Genomic DNA, 17,055 nt, shown 5'->3' with positions numbered 1-17,055 from the left:
TTCCGGAAGCTTCCTGGCGTCCTAGCGTTGGGTCTGGAGAAACTGCATCACCAGCGGGAAGAAGATGATGATGAAAGTGACCGGGAAGATGAAGATCACCAGCGGTCCGATCATCTTCACGGGCGCCTCCATCGCGAGTTTCTCGGCGTGCTGGAAACGCTCGGTGCGGCGCTGGTCCGAAATGGCCGAGAGCGTGTCGGCCAGGCTCGCACCGAGTGACTCGGCCTGCGTGAGGTTCGACACCAGGCTCTTGATGTGCTTGTTGTCCAGGCGCTCGGCCATGGCGTTGAGCGCGTCCATGCGGCTCACACCGGTGCGCATCTCGCGCATCATGCGGTCGAACTCGATGCCCAGCGCGCCGCCCGGCCCCTTCTGCACCGCCTGCGCGATCGCGCCAGTCAAGCTCAGGCCGGCCTGGCAGCACAGCGTGATCATGTCCAGGTAGCCCGGCAGCGTGCGCAGGATGTTCTTCTCGCGCTTCTTGCGGCGGTCGCGCATCCACATCACGGGGTAGTACCAGCCCATCGCGCACGACATCAGCGTGACCCACACCTTGGTGCCCGCCATCGCGCCGAGCAGGCCCGCCGTCCAGAGGCCAAGCGCGGCCACCACGACCAGCGACACCACCTGCACCGCGATGAACTCCTCGGCCTTCAGCACGAACTCCAGCCCCGCGAGCTGCAGCTGGCGCTTGCGCTTGACGAGCATCGAGGTGGGCGCGATCTCCGACACATGGAACTGCAGGATGTTCACCACCGGCCACACCAGCCGCAAGAGGCGCGGCAGCGGGTCCATGTGGGTCCGCTCCGAAGGCTTGGCCTTGCGGATCAGCGAGATCATGTAGAGCAGCAGGATCACGCCCACGGTCGCGCACAGGAAGATGATGGCCAGGAGGATCAGCGAGCGCATGGCGATCTCAGATGTCGATCGCCACGATCTTGCGGATCATCGCGTAGCCCAGGAACAGCATCACGCCGATCACGAACAGCACGGCCCAGCCGATCTTGGTGGAGAACAGCAATCCCATGGTGGGCTGCATCAGGTAGAGCACGCCCATCAGCAGCAGCGGAAAGAGCGTCATCACCAGGCCCTGGATGCGGCCCTGCGCGGTGAGCGCCTGGATGCGGCCCTCCAGAATGGCCTTGCGCCGCAGCGTCTCGGCCAGCACCTGCAGCGGCTCCGACAGATTGCCACCCACCTCCTTGGAGACGCGCAGCGCCACCACCACCAGCACGAAGTCGGGAATGCCCAGGCGCTGCGACATCTTCTGGATCGCATCGTCGAAGCTCACGCCCAGGCGCTGCTCCTTGAGGACGAGGCCGAACTCCTGGCCGAGCGGCCCCTGCTGGTCGCGCACCAGCACCTGCACCGCGACCGACAAAGCGCTGCCAGCGCGCAGCGCGCTGGCAATGAAGAGCAGCGCATCGGGCAGTTCCGATTCGATCTGCTGCCTGCGCTTCTTTCGCTGCCATGCGAACCAGCGCGCGGGCAGGAGGTACAGCACCACCGCCGCCACCACGCCGCCGATCAGGTTGCCCGAAATGAGCCAGCCGACCGCCCCGCAGAGCGCCACCAGGAACGCATGGCCCGATGCGAACGCCACCGCATGCTGCGCCTGGAATTCGGAAAGATTCAGCGTGCGCCGGCCACTCGCCTGCAGCTTCGACATCACCTTGCCGGCCAGCTCGGGCGAGCGCTTCATCAGCAGGTAGCCGCACAGCATGATGAAGCCCATGCCGCAGAGCACCGAGGCAATGAGAAAGGCCGCTTTCATGCCTCGGCCGCGCCGAACAGGAATTCGAGGTCCAGCTTCAGGCCGTGCTCCTGCAGGCGCGTGAAGAAGTCGGGCACCGTGCCGGCCGCCGCGAAATGCCCGACCGTCTTGAACTCGGCGTCCACGCCCGTCTTCCGGAAGACGTACACGTCCTGCATCTGGATCATGCCGTCGGCAAAGCCGGTGATCTCGGTGATCTGCGTGACCTTGCGGCTGCCGCACGGAAAGCGCGTGAGCTGCACGATCAGATCGACAGCCGAAGCAATCTGCTCGCGGATCGCCGCCACGGGGATGTTCATGCCGGCCATGGTCACCAGCACTTCCAGCCGCGACATCGCATCGCGCGGCGAGTTGCTGTGCAGCGTGGTGAGCGAGCCGTCGTGGCCGGTGTTCATGGCCTGCAGCATGTCCAGGGCCTCGCCGCCCCGGCACTCGCCCACCACGATGCGGTCGGGCCGCATCCGCAGTGAGTTGCGCACCAGGTCGCGGATGGCGATGGCGCCCTTGCCTTCGATGTTGGGCGGCCGCGATTCGAGCGACACCAGGTTCGGCTGCCCCAGGGAGAGTTCCGCCGCATCCTCGATGGTCACGATGCGTTCGTTGGCCGGAATGAAGTTCGACACCATGTTCAGCAGCGTCGTCTTGCCGGTGCCCGTGCCGCCCGAGACGATGATGTTGAGCTTCTCCTCCACCGCGATGCGCATGAACTCCACCATCTGCGGCGTGATCGAGCGGGTGCGGATCATTCCCTCGTGGCCCATGCGGTTCTTCGGAAACTTCCGGATCGTGACGCTGGGCCCGCGCAGCGCCAGCGGCGGAATGATCGCGTTCACGCGCGAGCCATCTTTGAGGCGCGCGTCCACCATCGGCGAGCTCTCGTCGATGCGCCGGCCGAGCGGCGTCACGATGCGCTCGATGGCGCCGAGCACTGCGATGTTGCTGGTGAAGGCGACGTTGGTTCGCTCCAGCCGCCCGGAGCGCTCGACCCAGATCTCGTCGAAGCGGTTGACCATCACTTCGGAGACGCTTTCGTCCTTTAGCAACACCTCCAGCGGACCGAGGCCGATGGCTTCGTCCAGCAGCTGCTGGCTCAGCAGCGTGCGGTCGATGTCGGTCGGCAGCTCGCGCGAGTCGCGAATGATCTCGCTGATCAGCGCGCGCACGTTCGAGCGCAGCTCCTCGTCTTTCATCTGCGCGGTGTCGATGCGGCGGTTGTCCAGTTGCTCCAGCAGCGTGCGGTGCAGTGCGCGGCGCCAGTGCAGCAGCGGGTCCTCGATGGCGAGCGCGGTTTCGGCGAGCTGCGCCGCCTCGGCCGCGTCCTGCTGGCCGGCACTGGCCGGCCGCAGCGCCACGTCGAGCGACACCACCAGCGTGTGGCCGCCGATGATGATTTCCTCGCCGCCCTTCAGTGGCCCGAAGCGCGTCACGCGGTTGCCGTCGACCCAGGTGCCGAATAGGCTGCCGTGGTCCTGCACGAACACCTCCTCGTCGTGCACCACGAACTGCGCGTGCAGCTTCGCGACGTTCCAGCCCGACAGCACGATGTGGCTCGCCGCGTCCTTGCCGATCTGGACCTCGGGGATGTCGAGCGCGACCTCGCGCACGGCCTGCTGGGGCGAATTGACGAAGACCTTGTGCATGACGGCGGGTTCTCAGGGAGCGACCGGCTGGCCGGGCGTGCCGGCGGGAATGCCGCCCATGTCGAACGCGGGCAATCGCGGCCGGGTGCCACGGGGGTCCGACTTGTCCTCGGTCAGCGTGCCGAAGTTGCTGCCGACGTCCTGCTCGATCTGGCGCGCGCGCTCGATGCGCGGCTGGCTCCAGGCCGCATCCACCACGCGCGGCGTGATGAACACCACCACTTCCTGCTCCTTGTCGATGTCCTTGTCGGCACGGAAGGCGCGGCCGATCACCGGCGTGTTGCGCAAGCCCGGCAGGCCATCGCTGGCGCGCGAGGATTCGCGGCTCAACAGGCCCGACAACACGATGGTCTCGCCCGTCTTCACGTTGAACTCGGTGTCGGTGCGGCGGATCAGCAATCCCGGAATGCCCTGCACCGCCACGCTGGGGTCGATGCTGCTCACCTCGGTGAGGATGCTGCCCGAGATGTTCCCCTCGCCATCGGCAATCGGCTTGATGTTCAGGCGCACGCCATAGGGCTTGAACTCGACCGAGCCCGCCCCTTGCGTGCTGAGCGCAGGCAGCGGAATCTCGCCGCCGGCCAGGTATTTGGCCTCGCCGCCGCTGCGGGTGGAGAGGTTGGGCGAGGCGAGCAGGAAGGCATTGCCGCGCTGCACCTGCAGGTTGATCTGCGAGCCGAGGGTGAGGCCGATGCCCAGGTAGGCCTGCGGCGTACGCCGGTTCTGGCTCAGCAGCGCCGTGCCCTGCGGCGTGGAGGTGTTGAAGGCCGAGCCGTCGGGCAGGACGCGGTAGCTGCCGCTGGAGGCGATGTCCGAGAAGAGCCCGAAGTTGAAGCCGTCGCCCGAGGTCTGCCAGCGCACGCCCAGGTCGTCCAGCGCGTTCTTGCTGAATTCGACGATACGCACCTGGATGTCCACCATGCGGTCCACGCGGATGCGGTCCGCCGTGGCCAGCGACACCACCGCGGGCGCGTAGAGCTGCGCCACTGTATTGAGGCGCTCGACCGCCGCCGGATCGAGGCTGTTGCCGTCCATGATGATGCGCTCCCCGACGCGGCGGATCTTCACGCCCGAGATGCCGCGCGTGATCTCGCGCAGCTCGCCCGCGATGCGGTCCAGGTCCACCACGTTCACCCGCACCTTGACCTTGCGGATGCCGCCGCTCTTGTCCCAGACGTGCAGCGTGCTGTCGCCCCCATCCTGCGCGGTGATGAGCATGTTGGAGCCGTCGAGCACGCGGGCTTCCATCACCTTGCCGTTGCCGATCGCCACGCGGGCCACGCCCGGCATCTTGACCAGCACCATCTGGCCGACATAGAGCGTGATCGCATCCGGCAGCCGCTGCATCACCGTGGCGCGCGCGGCGATGCGCTGCAGCTCGGCCTCGTCCACTGCCTGCGGCGGTGGCGTCGTGGGGCGGATGCCCGGCGACCGCTCGGTGCCGCGGGTTGCCGACGCGGGGCCCGGCGGCGCCGTCGCCGCACCGCGGCCGGCGCCCACGGACGAGGCGGCGTCGACGCCGTCGCCGCCTCGTCCGGCACGCGGCTCCTGCGCCGCGGCATCCAAAACAAGGCACAGCATCGCGGCTGCCAAAACATATCGCTCGGGATTCATCGGACTTCTTCTGGAGGTGAGGGAAACGGGCACCCGGTGTTGGGCGATGTGCGGCATCAGTGCGAGGGAACTTCGTCCTGCGGCCGGGCCTGGCCCAGGCCCGGTGACATGGCACCGCCGCCGCCGCTGCGGCCGCCGACGATGTATTCGACGCCGGAGCCGCCGGTCGCATGCGAGGCCGCGACCGGCACCGCGCGCTGCGGCCGGAAGCCGCTGACGATGGCATCGAGATCGACCGCATCGACGCCGGTGGTCATCGTGGCGCGGTCCTCGGGGTTGCGCAGCGTGGCGATGATCTTGCCGAGGCGCTGCGCGAGGATGAGCTTCTGCGCATCCTGCGGCTGGACCGCCACGGTCACGGTGGCGTAGCGCTGCCGCGCGTAGGGGTCGGTGTCGGCCGAGACATCGGCGCGCTTCCTCATCGCGGCGAACTGTTCGGAAGTGATCTGTCCGGTGGCGCGCACCTCGACGTCCTGCAGCAGCGGGATCACCACCGAGGGATCGTTGGCCGCGCTCTTCTCGACCACGTACATGAAGTCGATGCGGTCGCCCGCGCGCAGCATGCCCGAGATGGAGCTGATCTCGTCCACCGGAATGGTGACGGCGCGCACGCCCTGCTCGATTTCCTGCGCGAAGACCTTGCGCGGCGCCGCGAAGAACGACGCGAGCAGCGGCTTGCCGGCGGCCACCGGCACGGTGAGCTGGCGCCCCGCGAACTGCGCGAAGGACTCGGGCGTGAGTGCATCGTTGTGCAGGTACTCGTTGGGCACCGAGCGCTTGGCCACCATGCCCGGCAGCACCTGGCTGCCTTCGCCGATCGGCTGGCGCGCCACGACCACGTCGCGGCGCTGGCTGTCGGCGTCCTTCTCGAGACTGGCAGCGATCTCGCGCTCGCTGGCCCGCAGGTAATACCAGCCCAGGCCCGCGGCCATCAGCCCGAGCAGCAGCGCACCGATCAGGGGGGACAGCCGCTTGAGGCTTTGCTTGAACTTCAGAAGTCCCGGAGATGATTTCATGCCTGGCTACAAAGGAAAGGAAAGGGCGTACGAAAAGCTCGACCAGGCATCGCGGTAGGCCTTGACGAGGAGTTCCACCACGGAGCGGTCCGCCCCCGGAAAGGTGCCGAACAACATGAGGGCCAGGACGCCCGCGACGAGCAGGTATTCGGTGATGACCTGTCCGCGCTGGCCGCGCTGGCCGCGACGCGCCGCGGGTTGTGCCTGGCGCGGCAAGGGACGATGGCGATGGCGTGGATGCATGGCGAGGTGGTGGCTAGTCGGGGGTGGTCTGGCTCGCGACGACGATGTAGGCGTCGTCGCGCCGGGCGATGGTCACGACCATCTCCTCGGCGCCGCGGCGGAACACCAGCGCCGAGCGCTCGCCGCCTTCGACGGTGCGGTCCTGCAGCAGCGTCCAGCCGAGGCGGATCATTTGTTCGCGCAGGTAGAGCGCATTGGTCTCCACGCTCACGCCGTTGGTGACCATGATGGTTCGGTTGCGCTGGCCCTCGTCGTAGGAGAGGGTGTCCGAGATCACCAGTGAGCCGGGCGGGCGCGGAAAGCCCTTGCCGACGCGCTCGGCGCGCTCCTCCGCGCTCCCGCCCCCCTCTTCGTAGATCACGGCCGCGACCAGCCGGCCGACCGTGCCCGAGGGAACCGCACGCAGTTGCACCGTCACCTGGTACACGCCGAGCCGGGCGCCGAGCACGCGGGACTCGCCCACGCTGCTCACGCCATACCCGCTCTTGTCGGCGAACCATTTCTCGTAGTAGCGCGAGATCTCCTGCATCGGCTCGGCGGATTCGAAACCGCGGATCTGCATCGGGATGGTGTTGTGCTCCATGTACTGGGCGACCCAGTAGTTTTTCGCACCGGAGGGCGACGGAATGGCAGGCCAGTCGCGTTGCGGCGGCGCGGCGAACGCGAGCCCGCCCATGCACAGCCATGCAAGGCAAAGAACCCATCGCAGCGGCGGTGCCTGGCGCTTCATCAGGGCAGCGTGTTCACCACGCGCGGCGGTGGAAAGGAGCGGTAGTAGCGAAACCTGTTCTTCGTGCTGGCGCCGACGGCATCGCCTTCGCCACCGGTCTCGCCATCCGCAGCGCCCGCGTCCGGCATCCGCTCGAAGCGGTCGAGCGGCGACTTCTCGGTCTGGTCGCCCGGCAGGAAACCGAAATTGAGGTTCGAGGTGGGGAAGCTGGGAAAGGCCTGGTTGATCGTGTAGGAGGTCTGGTGAAGGCCGCTGCGCAGTTGCTGGTAGTAGATGCCGTCGAGCAGCTTCATCGGCATCAGGCCCTGGATCTTCTTGTCCTCGCGGTTGGTGCCGCCGGCGTTCCACGCCTCGGTGAGCATGGTGACCTGTTCGCTCAGCGCGATCTGCGGGACCAGCTTGAAATGTGTGTTGGTCTGCGTGACGTTCACCTCGTTGCGCAGGTACCCGCCGCTCACGAAGGTGAACTTGCCGAGCGACCCCGTCAGCACGTTGCTCCCGAGCTTGTCCTGCACGGTGCGGATCTTGTCCCACAGCATGTCGCTGGCACTCAGCAGCGAAGGCAGCGGGGCGGCCGTGGTCGATGCGCTCACGCTGACGGTGTTCGGGTCGATGGGCGGGAGCGTCGGCTCGAACTCCGCGATCTCGGGGGCATGGATCGAGATGCCGGGCGTCGTGCGGTCGCGGAAGATGTGGCGCCGCAGGTCGCGCGTGACTTCGTCGTCGGACTTCTTGATGGCGCCGGACGCACCCTTGGCCTCCTCCGCGTCGATGGCGTCCGTGCCGGGCATCCACACGGTGCGCTGCCAGGCGAGCAGCTTCGCGGCCGAAGCGGTCTGCATGCCCTTGATGCCGTATTCCCCGATGGCGGGAATCGCCGCCAGCGTGAGGGCCGCGAAGCTCATCGCGAGCAGCGTCTCGGTCATCGAATGGCCCGACGCGCGGAACATTGCGCAGCCCACGCGCGGATGCGGATTTGTTTTCAAGCGGCGTGCTCCCGGGCTCAATTGGCGCTGTCTTCGTCGGCCGAAGCGCCAAGGGCCGTGCCGCCCACGGCGATCGCACGGGCCCACAGCGAGGGCTCCACGTTGTGCACATGCCAGTAGGGACTGAAGAGGCTGCGGTGCTCGATGTAGCCGCCCGCGAAGCCGACGTTGTACTTGCCGATGGTCGGCGGATCGTCCGTCGAGAAATCGCGCCGCGCCCAGCGGTCCTGCGGACGGCGGAAGTACACCTGCGCCGTCGACACCGCCTTGATCTCCCGGCCGGCAAAGTTGTCCCGAAGGCCCACGCGGCCATCCGCATCCGGATTGCCGAAGCCGGCCACCTGGCCGGTGCGCACCTTGTCGCCGCCCTTTTGCACGACCAGCGTGAGCGCCGGCCCCTTGTCGGTGTTCCTGCCCCACTTGAGCGGATTGCTGCCCTTGATGCCGTTTTCCGCGAGCCAGTTGTCGGCCTCGTGGGCGACCATCGGCGGATGCTCCTTGACGTCCACATAGCGCGGCAGCGTCCAGTCCTCCGTGAGCCTGGTGCCGATGCCGGTGCGCGGTCCGTAGTGCATCCTGGCGTTGAACACCAGCACCGGCCATGTGGCGGGAAGCAGCCCGCCGTTGCTGTCGTTCGCCGCGTAGCGGAAGGAGCCACGCTCCATGAAGGCGACCTCGTCGGTCTTGCCGTTCAGGCCGCCGTAGTCGCGCGCTTCGCGGTAGTAGCTGGGCAGCGTCAGGCGCTGCCCTTCCCAGCTGCTCATGTAGTGGGGCCCGCCCGCGGCCGCGGCACCGGCACCGAGGCCGAAGCGCAGGCGAGCGATGTCGCCCAGGCCGCCGATGATGTCGGTGTAGAGCACACCGAGCGGCAGCTTGATCTCGATGGAATCGGCCGATTGCCAGCGGATGCGCCCCGTCTCGCCACCGGCCGCCGCCTCGACCGCAACCAGTTCGGTGCCGCCCTTCCATTCGACGAGTTCGTTCAACACCAGACCGGTGAGATCGCTGAAGCCCGGCGGGGTGTTCTGCATCTCTTTCGTGATGCTCTGCAACGGGCCCGCGAGGCTGCCGCCGATCCAGCTGGCCCAGTCGGGCAGGAAGCGGCGCTTCTTGGTCCAGTCGTCGCGTATGGCTTGCGCGGCGTGCGCGAAGCGCATCACCTCGTTGAATTCGCCCTCTTCGAAGGCGCCCTTCTGCGACTGCTGGTAGGAATCCAGGTAGCCGCCAAGGTCGATCACGAACTTGGTGGCAAAGATTTCGGTCTCGCCGCGCGGCAGCGAGACGTCGGGATCGTTCGACTTCAGCACGTCGGAAATGATCTGCGGCATCTGTGCCACCGTGCTCGCGAGCATGGCTGTCTGGCTGAGGGAGATGCCTTCGTCGAGCACGCGCAGCACATCGACCGCGACCTGCGTCGGCTTGGCGAGCGGCTCGACCATGTCGGCAATGCGGTCGGCCTTGCGCTGCAGGCGATAGGCCTGAAGCAAGTTCCTCGCGTACTTAGGAATGTAGGGAAGACCTACGATCGGCCTGAGGCTGCGCGCAAGGTTGTTCGCGCCCTCCAATCCCTTGGCGACGACCAGGCCCTCCTGGATATTTGCCGCACTGGTGACGAAAGCGCCGATGGAGGTCTGCACGCTGGCGAGCGTGGCGATGCCCGCCTCGTTGCCCGCCATGGCGCGGTTGGTATAGGACAGGTAGTTGAGCGTCCTGGCCGTGAGGACGCTCGCGCTGTAGGTGGTCGCGTCCGCGGTGTTCTGCAGCCGGATCTTTTCGCGCGTGGACTGGGCCGTGTTGTAGACCACGAGCACGCTCAGAAAGATGACCGGCAGCATGGCCACCAGGTAGACGATCGCCTGCCCAGACTGGCGGTCGGCGATCGTGCAAGGCCTCGGAGCGATAACCACTGCCGGTCTCACGCGGTGGCGTTTTTACTTGGCGCCGTCGGCACCGCCCTTGGTGTAGGTGCTCATGTTCATGTTGACTTCGGCGTTGGTGGAAGCCTTGGCCGCGGCCGCTTGTGCGTTCGTCACTTCGGCGGAGCCGGTCTTGCCACCGACTTCCTGCGCCATGCCGGCCACCTGGTTGCGCATGGTCTGGCCGAAGAAGCTGAACACCGCAATCGCGGCAATCGCGATAAGGCCCAGGATCACGAGGTACTCGGTCATGCCCTGTCCGCGAATCTTGATCTTCGCGGCAATACGGCGGCTCATGGCTGTCAGACGATTGGCTTGCATTGGAAGCTCCTCAAAGTTTGAAGTTGATTGAAGGGAACGCAACCAAATCGTAGGAGGGTGAGCCCTCTTAAACCGATAAACTTTTCGCTCATCCTGATAGGGATTGAACTTTGGATACGGACGCAGATCGGGTCCGTCCTAGACGGAAGGACTGCTTCCCAGTTCGAGCCTTCTCTGGCTTCTCTTTCGGTATTCCTTGGGCGTGATGCCCTTGATCTCGAGAAACTTGCGATTGAAGTTCGACAGGTTGTTGAAGCCGACCTCATAGCAGATCGATACGACCTGCCGTTCGGTCTGCATCAACAGAAGGCATGCCTTTTTGATCCGAACCCGATTCAGATAATCCACGAATCCATAACCGGTCGACCGGCGAAACAGCCGGCCGAAGCGGCCCGCATCCATGCCCAGTTCACTCGCGGCCTCCGCCGTGTTCATGTCGCCCGAAGGATCGATGGCGATGCGGGCCGCGAGGTTGTTGATGGCCTTGATGTCGTTGCCGCCGCTGGCCTGCACGCCCGACAGCAACCGGTAATCGGTGCATCGCGCGAGATCGGAGAGGAGCTCGCAGAACACGCTGAACCGCTTGAGTCCACGCGCGCGCTCGATGCCCTTCCAGTGCTTCTCGGCCGACGCTGCCATGCCGAAGAACTCGATGCCGTATTGCGCACGCTTCAACAACTGAACCGCCTCGACGAACTCCGGAATCTTCCCGGCGGCCTCGAAGATCGGCTCTTGCGAGAAGTGGATGATGAGATCGCGTTGCGGCACACCCTCCGGCGGCGCATCGAGCGAGCGCCAATGGTGCGGAAGCTGGGGGCCGCACAGCACGAGGTGGCCGGGGTCGAAGGTGCCGATCCAGTCGCCGACGAAAGCTTCGCCCGAGGTGGCCGCGATGAGGTGAAGCTCGTATTCCTCATGGCAATGCCAGCGCGCCAGGGGCGAGGGAAAACCATGCGAATGGCAGCGGATCAATCCGTCTTCTTCGGAGGGCTCGCAGCCCAGCGTGATCGCACGCGCGGGTTCGAGGTCGACTTCGGCCTCGGGCATCAAGCAGCCCGGCGATGCGCCATGCAAGCCCGTTGCCGAGCACAGGCTGCGTTCAGCGAATGCATCCATCGGCGCCGTCCGCCAGTGCCGGGTTGGTGAGAAGAGCGGGCCGTGTCTTCATGGGAAATGAAAAGCGAAAAGCGCGAAGAGATGTCATGCAGTGCCAAGGTTGCAAATTGTTTGCAGGCACGCGCGCTTCCGACCAGTGCTCAAAATGAAATACAGCAACTCACTTTTCAGCGCAACTGAAGTGCCGGCATTCCCCAGCGCTGCGTTTCCGCCGCGGGCTGCATGCGCCGCACGGGTGGCGGCCGGTATTGCTGGGAGTCGGCGCCCTGCGCGTTCAGCTCACCTCCACGCGCTTCCAGACGCTGCAGGCAATCGAGAAAAACCTCGAGATGCGTTGCGTCGATGCCGTCGAGGAGATCGAGGTTCAGGCGCGCGAGGCGCGGCAGCAGATCGTCGAGGAGCTGCTGGCCCGAAGGGCTCAGGCGCACGTGCACGAGACGGCGGTCATCGGTGTCTTGGCGCCGCTCCACCAGCTTCTTTTCGGAAAGACTGCGCAGGGCCAGCGAGGCGCTCGCGCGGTCCAGGTGCAGGCGCTCCGCGAATCGCGAAGCGGTGACTTCGCCGACCTGCGCGAGCACACCGAGCATTCCCAACTCGCGGCGCGTGATGCCGAAGCCGCCTTCGACCATGCGGGTCACCATGGAGTTGCTCGCACGCGCCGCACACCATATCCGGTAGAGCAGCAGGTCATCCAGTGAACGGGGGGTGCGCAAGGCAACCGTGTCGGGGAAATCGCGCATAAGAGTCATAAGGGTTGGGACCAAATATTTCCTGCAGACGCGGATGCCGGGGCAACCGCCTTCGCATCGCCGCCGTTCATCCGCCGGACCGCCTCGCCCAGCAGCCTGCGGAACCAGACCAGGCCCGAGTCGTGCGTGCGGCTGCGATGCCACTGCATCGCCAACTGCATCCTCGGCATCGAGACGGGCAGCGGCAACAGCGTCACAGGCAAGGCACCCTGCGCAAATTGCGCGAGCCGCCTTTGCACCGTCGCCACGTATTCGGTGCCGACGACGGCGAATGGCGCGGACACGAAGCTGAAGGTCTTGATGCCGACGCGACGGGTGACGCCGTGGTGCTCCATGAACCAGCTCACGAACGGCGTCCGGTCGACCCCCGAGGGTTGTGTCACCACATGGTCGGCGGCCAAGTACCGCGCCACGGTCATGGCGCCGGGCTCCGCCAGAGGGCTGTCGTTGCACACCACGCAGCAGAACTCTTCCTCGAACAGGATCTCTGTGGGGTGCTCGCGCGAACAGTAGTTGTGCGGGCAGATCAACAGGTCCGCTTCTCCGCCTTCGAGGGCACGGTGCGGGCGGTCCAGCTGCGGCAACGGAGCGAACTGAAAGCGCACGCTGCTCGATTGCTGGCGTACCAGCGCGAGCAGGTGCGGCATCAGCGTCACGAGCGTGTAGTCGGAGGCCAGGAGGCGGAATTCGCGGTCCGACTTCGCGGCGTCGAACTGCGGCTGCGTCACGACCACGGTGTCCAGCCGACCCAGGATGTCGTGCACGTCTTCCTTCAAGGTCTGCGCCCGCGGCGTGAGTTCCATGCCGCGGCCGACCTGAACCAGCAGCGGGTCGCCGAAGTACGTCCGCAGGCGCCCCAGCGCACTGCTCATCGTGGACTGGCTCACATGCAGGCGCTCGGCCGCGCGACTGACGTTGCGCTCGGCGAGCATCGCATCGAGCGACACCAGCAGGTTCAGGTCAAGTTTGTTGAAACGCATCGTTCACAAGGAGGATCGGCGGGCACGCGTTCTGCGCACCGTCATGGCGAACCCAGACCGAATCGGCGGACCAGTCCGCCGATGAGGCCGGGGCCGGGATCTGGGCTTTCTTTTTGCGGCTGCGGCGTCGCCGGCAACTTCGGCGCGTCGGGCGGCGTCTCGCCCATCTGCACGTCCAGCACGCCTGCATTGCGCAGCACCTGCAGGAACCCGACGCAACGAGAAACGGACTGCCCGCTGCGTTCGGCCATTTCGCTCACGCTCATCTGGCGCTGCCAGAGCAGGTTAGCCATCCGGTCGTTGTCCTCGTTGCGTCCCATGAGCGCAACCGGAGGCCAGCGGCGAAGCATGAAGCGCGCGGAGTCGAGCAACTCCTGCGACAGGGCCGACTCCAGCTTGACCGCGCCCGCCCACCGTCGCGCCTCGACCAGTTCCCGTCCCGTGTTCGAGAGCCACTGCTGGAGCTTCTCGGCGCGGATGGGACGCTCCAGCGTGTTCGCCATGCCTTCCGAATGCAGGCGCGTGACGGTCAGCACCGCGGGGGCCATCTGTTCGACCTCTGCCAGGTGGTCTTCGATCAGGGTGCCATCGACGAGCAATGCGTCGAACGGCGGCTCGTCGACCAGCTTCCACGGGAACGAGCCGTTCTGCGCGGACAGCCGGACGATCGTCTGGACGACGACGATTTCGACGGCCGGCAACCTGAACAGGCCAAGCCTCAACCTGGGCATCTGTTGCCTTCGAAATGCATGGGGCTAGCGATCACTTGTTGTTCTTCGTTGTGCAATGAAATGATTTCCGGATGGCTTCCATGCGCCGGCGATGTCGCACGACGCAGTGGCCATCGGAGCGAGCGCAACCGGGGCGCACGCCGGCATCAGCCGGGAAACAGGGGCTCTGGTTCAGAAGAGCCGGTACCGCCTGCTATGTCGACCATCGATTCGCGAAGAGGGCGACATGAGGGAAAGACAGCATGCGAGAAAATGTGAAACAAACGGTAATGCAACAAAGTGGCGAAGCATAGGAGGCCGGGATGTATACGCAAAATTGTTTCGCTCGATACCTCGTATCGATTCTGGAGATACCCCAGAATCAATTTGAAGACGCTTTTCAGCCAAACCCGCATAACGGGCAAGGTGTATCGATCCACTAGGAGAAAAACCATGCGATTTCAAAAGCTGGACCTGAATCTGCTGGTGGCCCTGGATGCACTTTTGCGGGAGCGCAGCATCAGCAGAGCGGCCGAAAACATGCACCTGAGCCAGTCCGCGATGAGCAGTGCGCTGGCGCGGCTGCGGGCTTATTTCGAGGACGACCTGCTGATTTCCGTAGGTCGCAAGCTCGAACTCACCAGCCGGGCCGAGGTGCTGAAGGAGGCCGTGCGCGACGTCCTCATGCGTGTGGACACCAGCATCGCCACCGCGCCGGAGTTCGATCCGTCGGAATCGGACCGCAAGTTCCAGCTCGCCGTCTCCGACTACACCGCGGCCACGCTCATACCTCACTTGCTCGCGCTGGCCGAGAAGCAATCCCGCACCGTGCGCTTCGACCTGATCCCGGTGCCGGGCCGGCCGCAGCGCGCCCTGGAGAGCGGCGATGCGGACCTCATGGTCATCTCGCGCCCCTATGCCTTGCCGGACCACCCCACCGAGACGCTCTATGAGGAGGAGCTTTGCTGCATGGTGTGCAACGACAGCAGCTTTGCGCGATCCGGCGAACTGACGCTCGCGCAATACGAAGGGGCCGGCCATGTCGCGGTGCAGCCCCCGGCCATGGACAAGCCGATGCTGGAGAGCTGGTTCAAGGCTCGCTATGTGCAGGCCAAGCACATCGAGGTCACCACCTTCAGCTTCGTGAGCGCGCCCTATCTCGTCGTGGGCACCGACCGGATCGCGATCATGCATGCCAGGCTCGCGCGGCTGGTCGGCAAGGGGCTCCCGGTCACGCTGTTCGCGCTGCCGGCACCGGCGCTCGTCCTGGAGCAGGTGCAGCAATGGCACAGGCACCGCACCCGGGACCCGGGGCTGGTCTGGGTGCGCGGACTGCTTCATGCGGCCGCTGCGCGCATGGATGCCGCCGAACCCGACCAGAGCCTCGCGGATTGACCGCATCGCGCGGCGGCTGGCGCCATTGAATTCCGGAGGAGAACAACAACCATGCGATTTCAGAACCTGGACCTGAACCTGCTGGTCGCCCTCGATGTGCTGCTCAGGGAATGCAGCATCAGCCGGGCGGCGGAACAGCTGCACATGAGCCAGCCTGCAATGAGCAGTGCGCTCGCGCGGCTGCGGACCTATTTCGGCGACGAGCTGCTGGTGCCCGTGGGCCGCAAGCTCGAACTCACCAGCCGGGCGGAGAGCCTGAAGGAAGCCGTGCGCGACGTGCTCATGCGCGTGGACAACGCCATCGCAGCCGCTCCGGAGTTCAATCCGGCGGAGTCGGACCGCAAGTTCCAGCTGATCGCTTCCGACTACACGGCCGTCACCCTGATCCCCCATGTGCTCGCGCTGGCCCAGAAGCAATCCCGCACCGTGCGTTTCGATCTGATCCCGCTGCTGGACCGGCCCCAGCGTGCTCTGGAGAGCGGCGACGCGGACCTCATGGTGATCCCTCGCACCTACGCCTGGCCGGACCATCCCACCGAGTTGCTGTTCGAGGAAACGTTCTGCTGCGTGGTCTGCAACGACAGCAGCTTTGCGCGCTCCGGCGCGCTGACGGCCAAGCAGTACGAAACGGCCGGCCATGTCGCGGTGCAGCCGCCGGCAATGGACAAGCCGACGCTCGAGACCTGGTTCAAGCAGCGCTATCTCAAGGCGAGGCGCGTCGAGGCCACGACCTTCAGCTTCGTGGGCGCTCCGTATCTTTTGGTGGGCACCGACCGCATTGCCACCATGCACGTGAGGCTCGCCCGTATCGCCCGGAAGTCGCTGCCGCTCACGCTGTTCCCGCTGCCCACGCCGATGCCCCCGATGGAACAGATGCAACAGTGGCACAGGCATCGCACCCGGGACCCGGGGCTGATCTGGCTGCGCGGGCTGATGCATGAAGCCGTCCTGCGCATGGATGCCGGAGCAGACCAGAACCCGCCGGATTGAACGCACCGATCAGCGGCTCGCGTACGGCAGCGACGAGTGGTGCACGACGATGCGCAGCTTGCCCGCATCGTCCTTCACGAAGCTCCAGGTCTTGTCGACCGTGGTGACCTTGCCGTCCGGGCCGGTGAACATCACGTTGCCCATCGTGCTGGCCGTGTCGCGGTGGATGAGCACCGCGCTGTTCTCGATCTCGCACTTGGTCCAGCCCTTCAGCGCAAAGCCCGTGTCGTTCGGGAAGGCCGGGTTGCCGCCGACGAAGTACGCCAGTGCGCCATCGCGGGCGGTGCGGAAGGTCTGCGGCGACGCTGCCAGCGTGGGCTTGAACAGCACCGCGCCCGACTGGTAGGCATACGCGCTGTCGATGACCTTCTCGGCGAGCGCCTTGGCCGCTTCCTGGCCGCCGCTTGCGTTGGCGGCGCTGATGTCGACCAACGCCTTGCACCAGGCCTTCTGGGCCACCAGGACTTCGGTCTCGGTGATGCTGTGGTCGATGTCCTTCTGCCTGGCTGCGGCCGGCAGGACTGCGCCCCCGATCAAAAGGCTGGCGATGGCGACTTGCGTGAACTTCTTCATTTTCGATTCCGTCGAGAGTGGTTGGAGTAATCGGACTAATGCAACAAAGTGGCGAAGCATGGGTGAACGGCCTGTATACGCAAAGCCGTTCTCCTCGATACCTCCCATCGATACAGGAGATACCTGAACCGAGAACTCGATTGCATCAGCGCCAGATGCACCCGGCATGAAGCACGCATTAACCGGTGCTGAGCGAAAGATGAATACGGCATGAACAAACGCCGCCTGCGCCGAGGCGCGAACTGATGAATTAGGTCAACAACCGGCCTCGTGCATAAAAAAGGGGATGACGGCGCCGTCGG

The 17,055-nt window shown here is 65.7% G+C and carries 17 protein-coding genes; 2 read left to right on the top strand and 15 right to left on the bottom strand.

From position 1 onward, the window contains the following. Positions 1 to 21 precede the first annotated feature (21 nt). From QFZ83_RS02610 to QFZ83_RS02545, 14 genes are all read right to left on the bottom strand, one after another. A complete protein-coding gene (locus QFZ83_RS02610; RefSeq protein WP_307502293.1) occupies positions 22 to 909 on the bottom strand; it encodes a type II secretion system F family protein in 888 nt (295 codons plus the stop codon). Positions 910 to 916: 7 nt separating this feature from the next. Beyond that, complete coding sequence (locus tag QFZ83_RS02605; RefSeq protein ID WP_307502289.1) at positions 917 to 1,774, bottom strand: type II secretion system F family protein; 858 nt, start codon at positions 1,772 to 1,774, stop codon at positions 917 to 919. Further along, positions 1,771 to 3,414 carry an ATPase, T2SS/T4P/T4SS family gene (locus QFZ83_RS02600; protein WP_307502287.1) on the bottom strand — a complete coding sequence of 548 codons (1,644 nt, stop codon included), beginning with the start codon at positions 3,412 to 3,414 and terminating at the stop codon, positions 1,771 to 1,773. The genes QFZ83_RS02605 and QFZ83_RS02600 overlap by 4 nt, the downstream gene beginning before the upstream one ends. 12 nt (positions 3,415 to 3,426) lie before the next feature. After that, the gene (locus tag QFZ83_RS02595) at positions 3,427 to 5,028 is read right to left on the bottom strand and encodes a type II and III secretion system protein family protein (RefSeq protein WP_307502284.1); all 1,602 of its coding nucleotides are present in this window, start codon (positions 5,026 to 5,028) and stop codon (positions 3,427 to 3,429) included. Positions 5,029 to 5,084: 56 nt separating this feature from the next. Then, the gene (gene cpaB / locus QFZ83_RS02590) at positions 5,085 to 6,044 is read right to left on the bottom strand and encodes a Flp pilus assembly protein CpaB (protein WP_307502280.1); all 960 of its coding nucleotides are present in this window, start codon (positions 6,042 to 6,044) and stop codon (positions 5,085 to 5,087) included. A 6-nt stretch (positions 6,045 to 6,050) separates the two neighbouring features. Next, positions 6,051 to 6,287 carry a hypothetical protein gene (locus tag QFZ83_RS02585; protein WP_307502273.1) on the bottom strand — a complete coding sequence of 79 codons (237 nt, stop codon included), beginning with the start codon at positions 6,285 to 6,287 and terminating at the stop codon, positions 6,051 to 6,053. Positions 6,288 to 6,300: 13 nt separating this feature from the next. Next, positions 6,301 to 7,017, bottom strand: coding sequence for a hypothetical protein (locus QFZ83_RS02580; protein WP_307502270.1), 717 nt, complete (start codon positions 7,015 to 7,017; stop codon positions 6,301 to 6,303). After that, a complete protein-coding gene (locus tag QFZ83_RS02575) occupies positions 7,017 to 8,003 on the bottom strand; it encodes a hypothetical protein (protein ID WP_307502268.1) in 987 nt (328 codons plus the stop codon). Before QFZ83_RS02575 ends, QFZ83_RS02580 begins: the two co-directional genes overlap by 1 nt. A gap of 17 nt (positions 8,004 to 8,020) precedes the next feature. After that, entirely contained in the window at positions 8,021 to 9,910 is a 1,890-nt protein-coding gene (locus QFZ83_RS02570) for a Tad domain-containing protein (protein WP_307502264.1), read from the bottom strand. Positions 9,911 to 9,934: 24 nt separating this feature from the next. Then, positions 9,935 to 10,240, bottom strand: a complete 306-nt coding sequence (locus QFZ83_RS02565) for a Flp family type IVb pilin (protein WP_013543305.1) — start codon at positions 10,238 to 10,240, stop codon at positions 9,935 to 9,937. A gap of 138 nt (positions 10,241 to 10,378) precedes the next feature. Then, positions 10,379 to 11,356 carry an AraC family transcriptional regulator gene (locus tag QFZ83_RS02560; protein WP_013543306.1) on the bottom strand — a complete coding sequence of 326 codons (978 nt, stop codon included), beginning with the start codon at positions 11,354 to 11,356 and terminating at the stop codon, positions 10,379 to 10,381. 167 nt (positions 11,357 to 11,523) lie between these two features. Further along, positions 11,524 to 12,096, bottom strand: a complete 573-nt coding sequence (locus QFZ83_RS02555; RefSeq protein WP_307502258.1) for a MarR family winged helix-turn-helix transcriptional regulator — start codon at positions 12,094 to 12,096, stop codon at positions 11,524 to 11,526. Positions 12,097 to 12,101: 5 nt separating this feature from the next. Continuing rightward, positions 12,102 to 13,085, bottom strand: a complete 984-nt coding sequence (locus QFZ83_RS02550; RefSeq protein WP_307502255.1) for a LysR family transcriptional regulator — start codon at positions 13,083 to 13,085, stop codon at positions 12,102 to 12,104. Between the two features lie 41 nt (positions 13,086 to 13,126). Next, the gene (locus QFZ83_RS02545) at positions 13,127 to 13,786 is read right to left on the bottom strand and encodes a hypothetical protein (protein WP_307502252.1); all 660 of its coding nucleotides are present in this window, start codon (positions 13,784 to 13,786) and stop codon (positions 13,127 to 13,129) included. A 462-nt stretch (positions 13,787 to 14,248) separates the two neighbouring features. Here QFZ83_RS02545 and QFZ83_RS02540 point away from each other — a divergent pair, with 462 nt between their 5' ends. Together QFZ83_RS02540 and QFZ83_RS02535 are read left to right on the top strand one after the other, a co-directional pair. Continuing rightward, positions 14,249 to 15,190: a LysR substrate-binding domain-containing protein gene (locus QFZ83_RS02540; protein WP_307502249.1), complete on the top strand. Its 942-nt coding sequence runs from the start codon at positions 14,249 to 14,251 to the stop codon at positions 15,188 to 15,190. A gap of 51 nt (positions 15,191 to 15,241) precedes the next feature. After that, on the top strand, positions 15,242 to 16,180 hold the full coding sequence (locus tag QFZ83_RS02535) for a LysR family transcriptional regulator (protein ID WP_307502245.1): 939 nt from the start codon (positions 15,242 to 15,244) through the stop codon (positions 16,178 to 16,180). A 9-nt stretch (positions 16,181 to 16,189) separates the two neighbouring features. Here QFZ83_RS02535 and QFZ83_RS02530 read toward each other — a convergent pair whose 3' ends face one another. Next, on the bottom strand, positions 16,190 to 16,753 hold the full coding sequence (locus tag QFZ83_RS02530; RefSeq protein WP_306881626.1) for a hypothetical protein: 564 nt from the start codon (positions 16,751 to 16,753) through the stop codon (positions 16,190 to 16,192). Positions 16,754 to 17,055: the final 302 nt, after the last annotated feature.

It is taken from the genome of Variovorax sp. W1I1 (assembly GCF_030815625.1).
Classification (GTDB): Bacteria; Pseudomonadota; Gammaproteobacteria; order Burkholderiales; family Burkholderiaceae_C; genus Variovorax; species Variovorax paradoxus_C.
The sequence above is the reverse complement of the archived record's forward strand: the minus strand, read 5'-3'. Positions and strand labels throughout refer to the sequence as shown.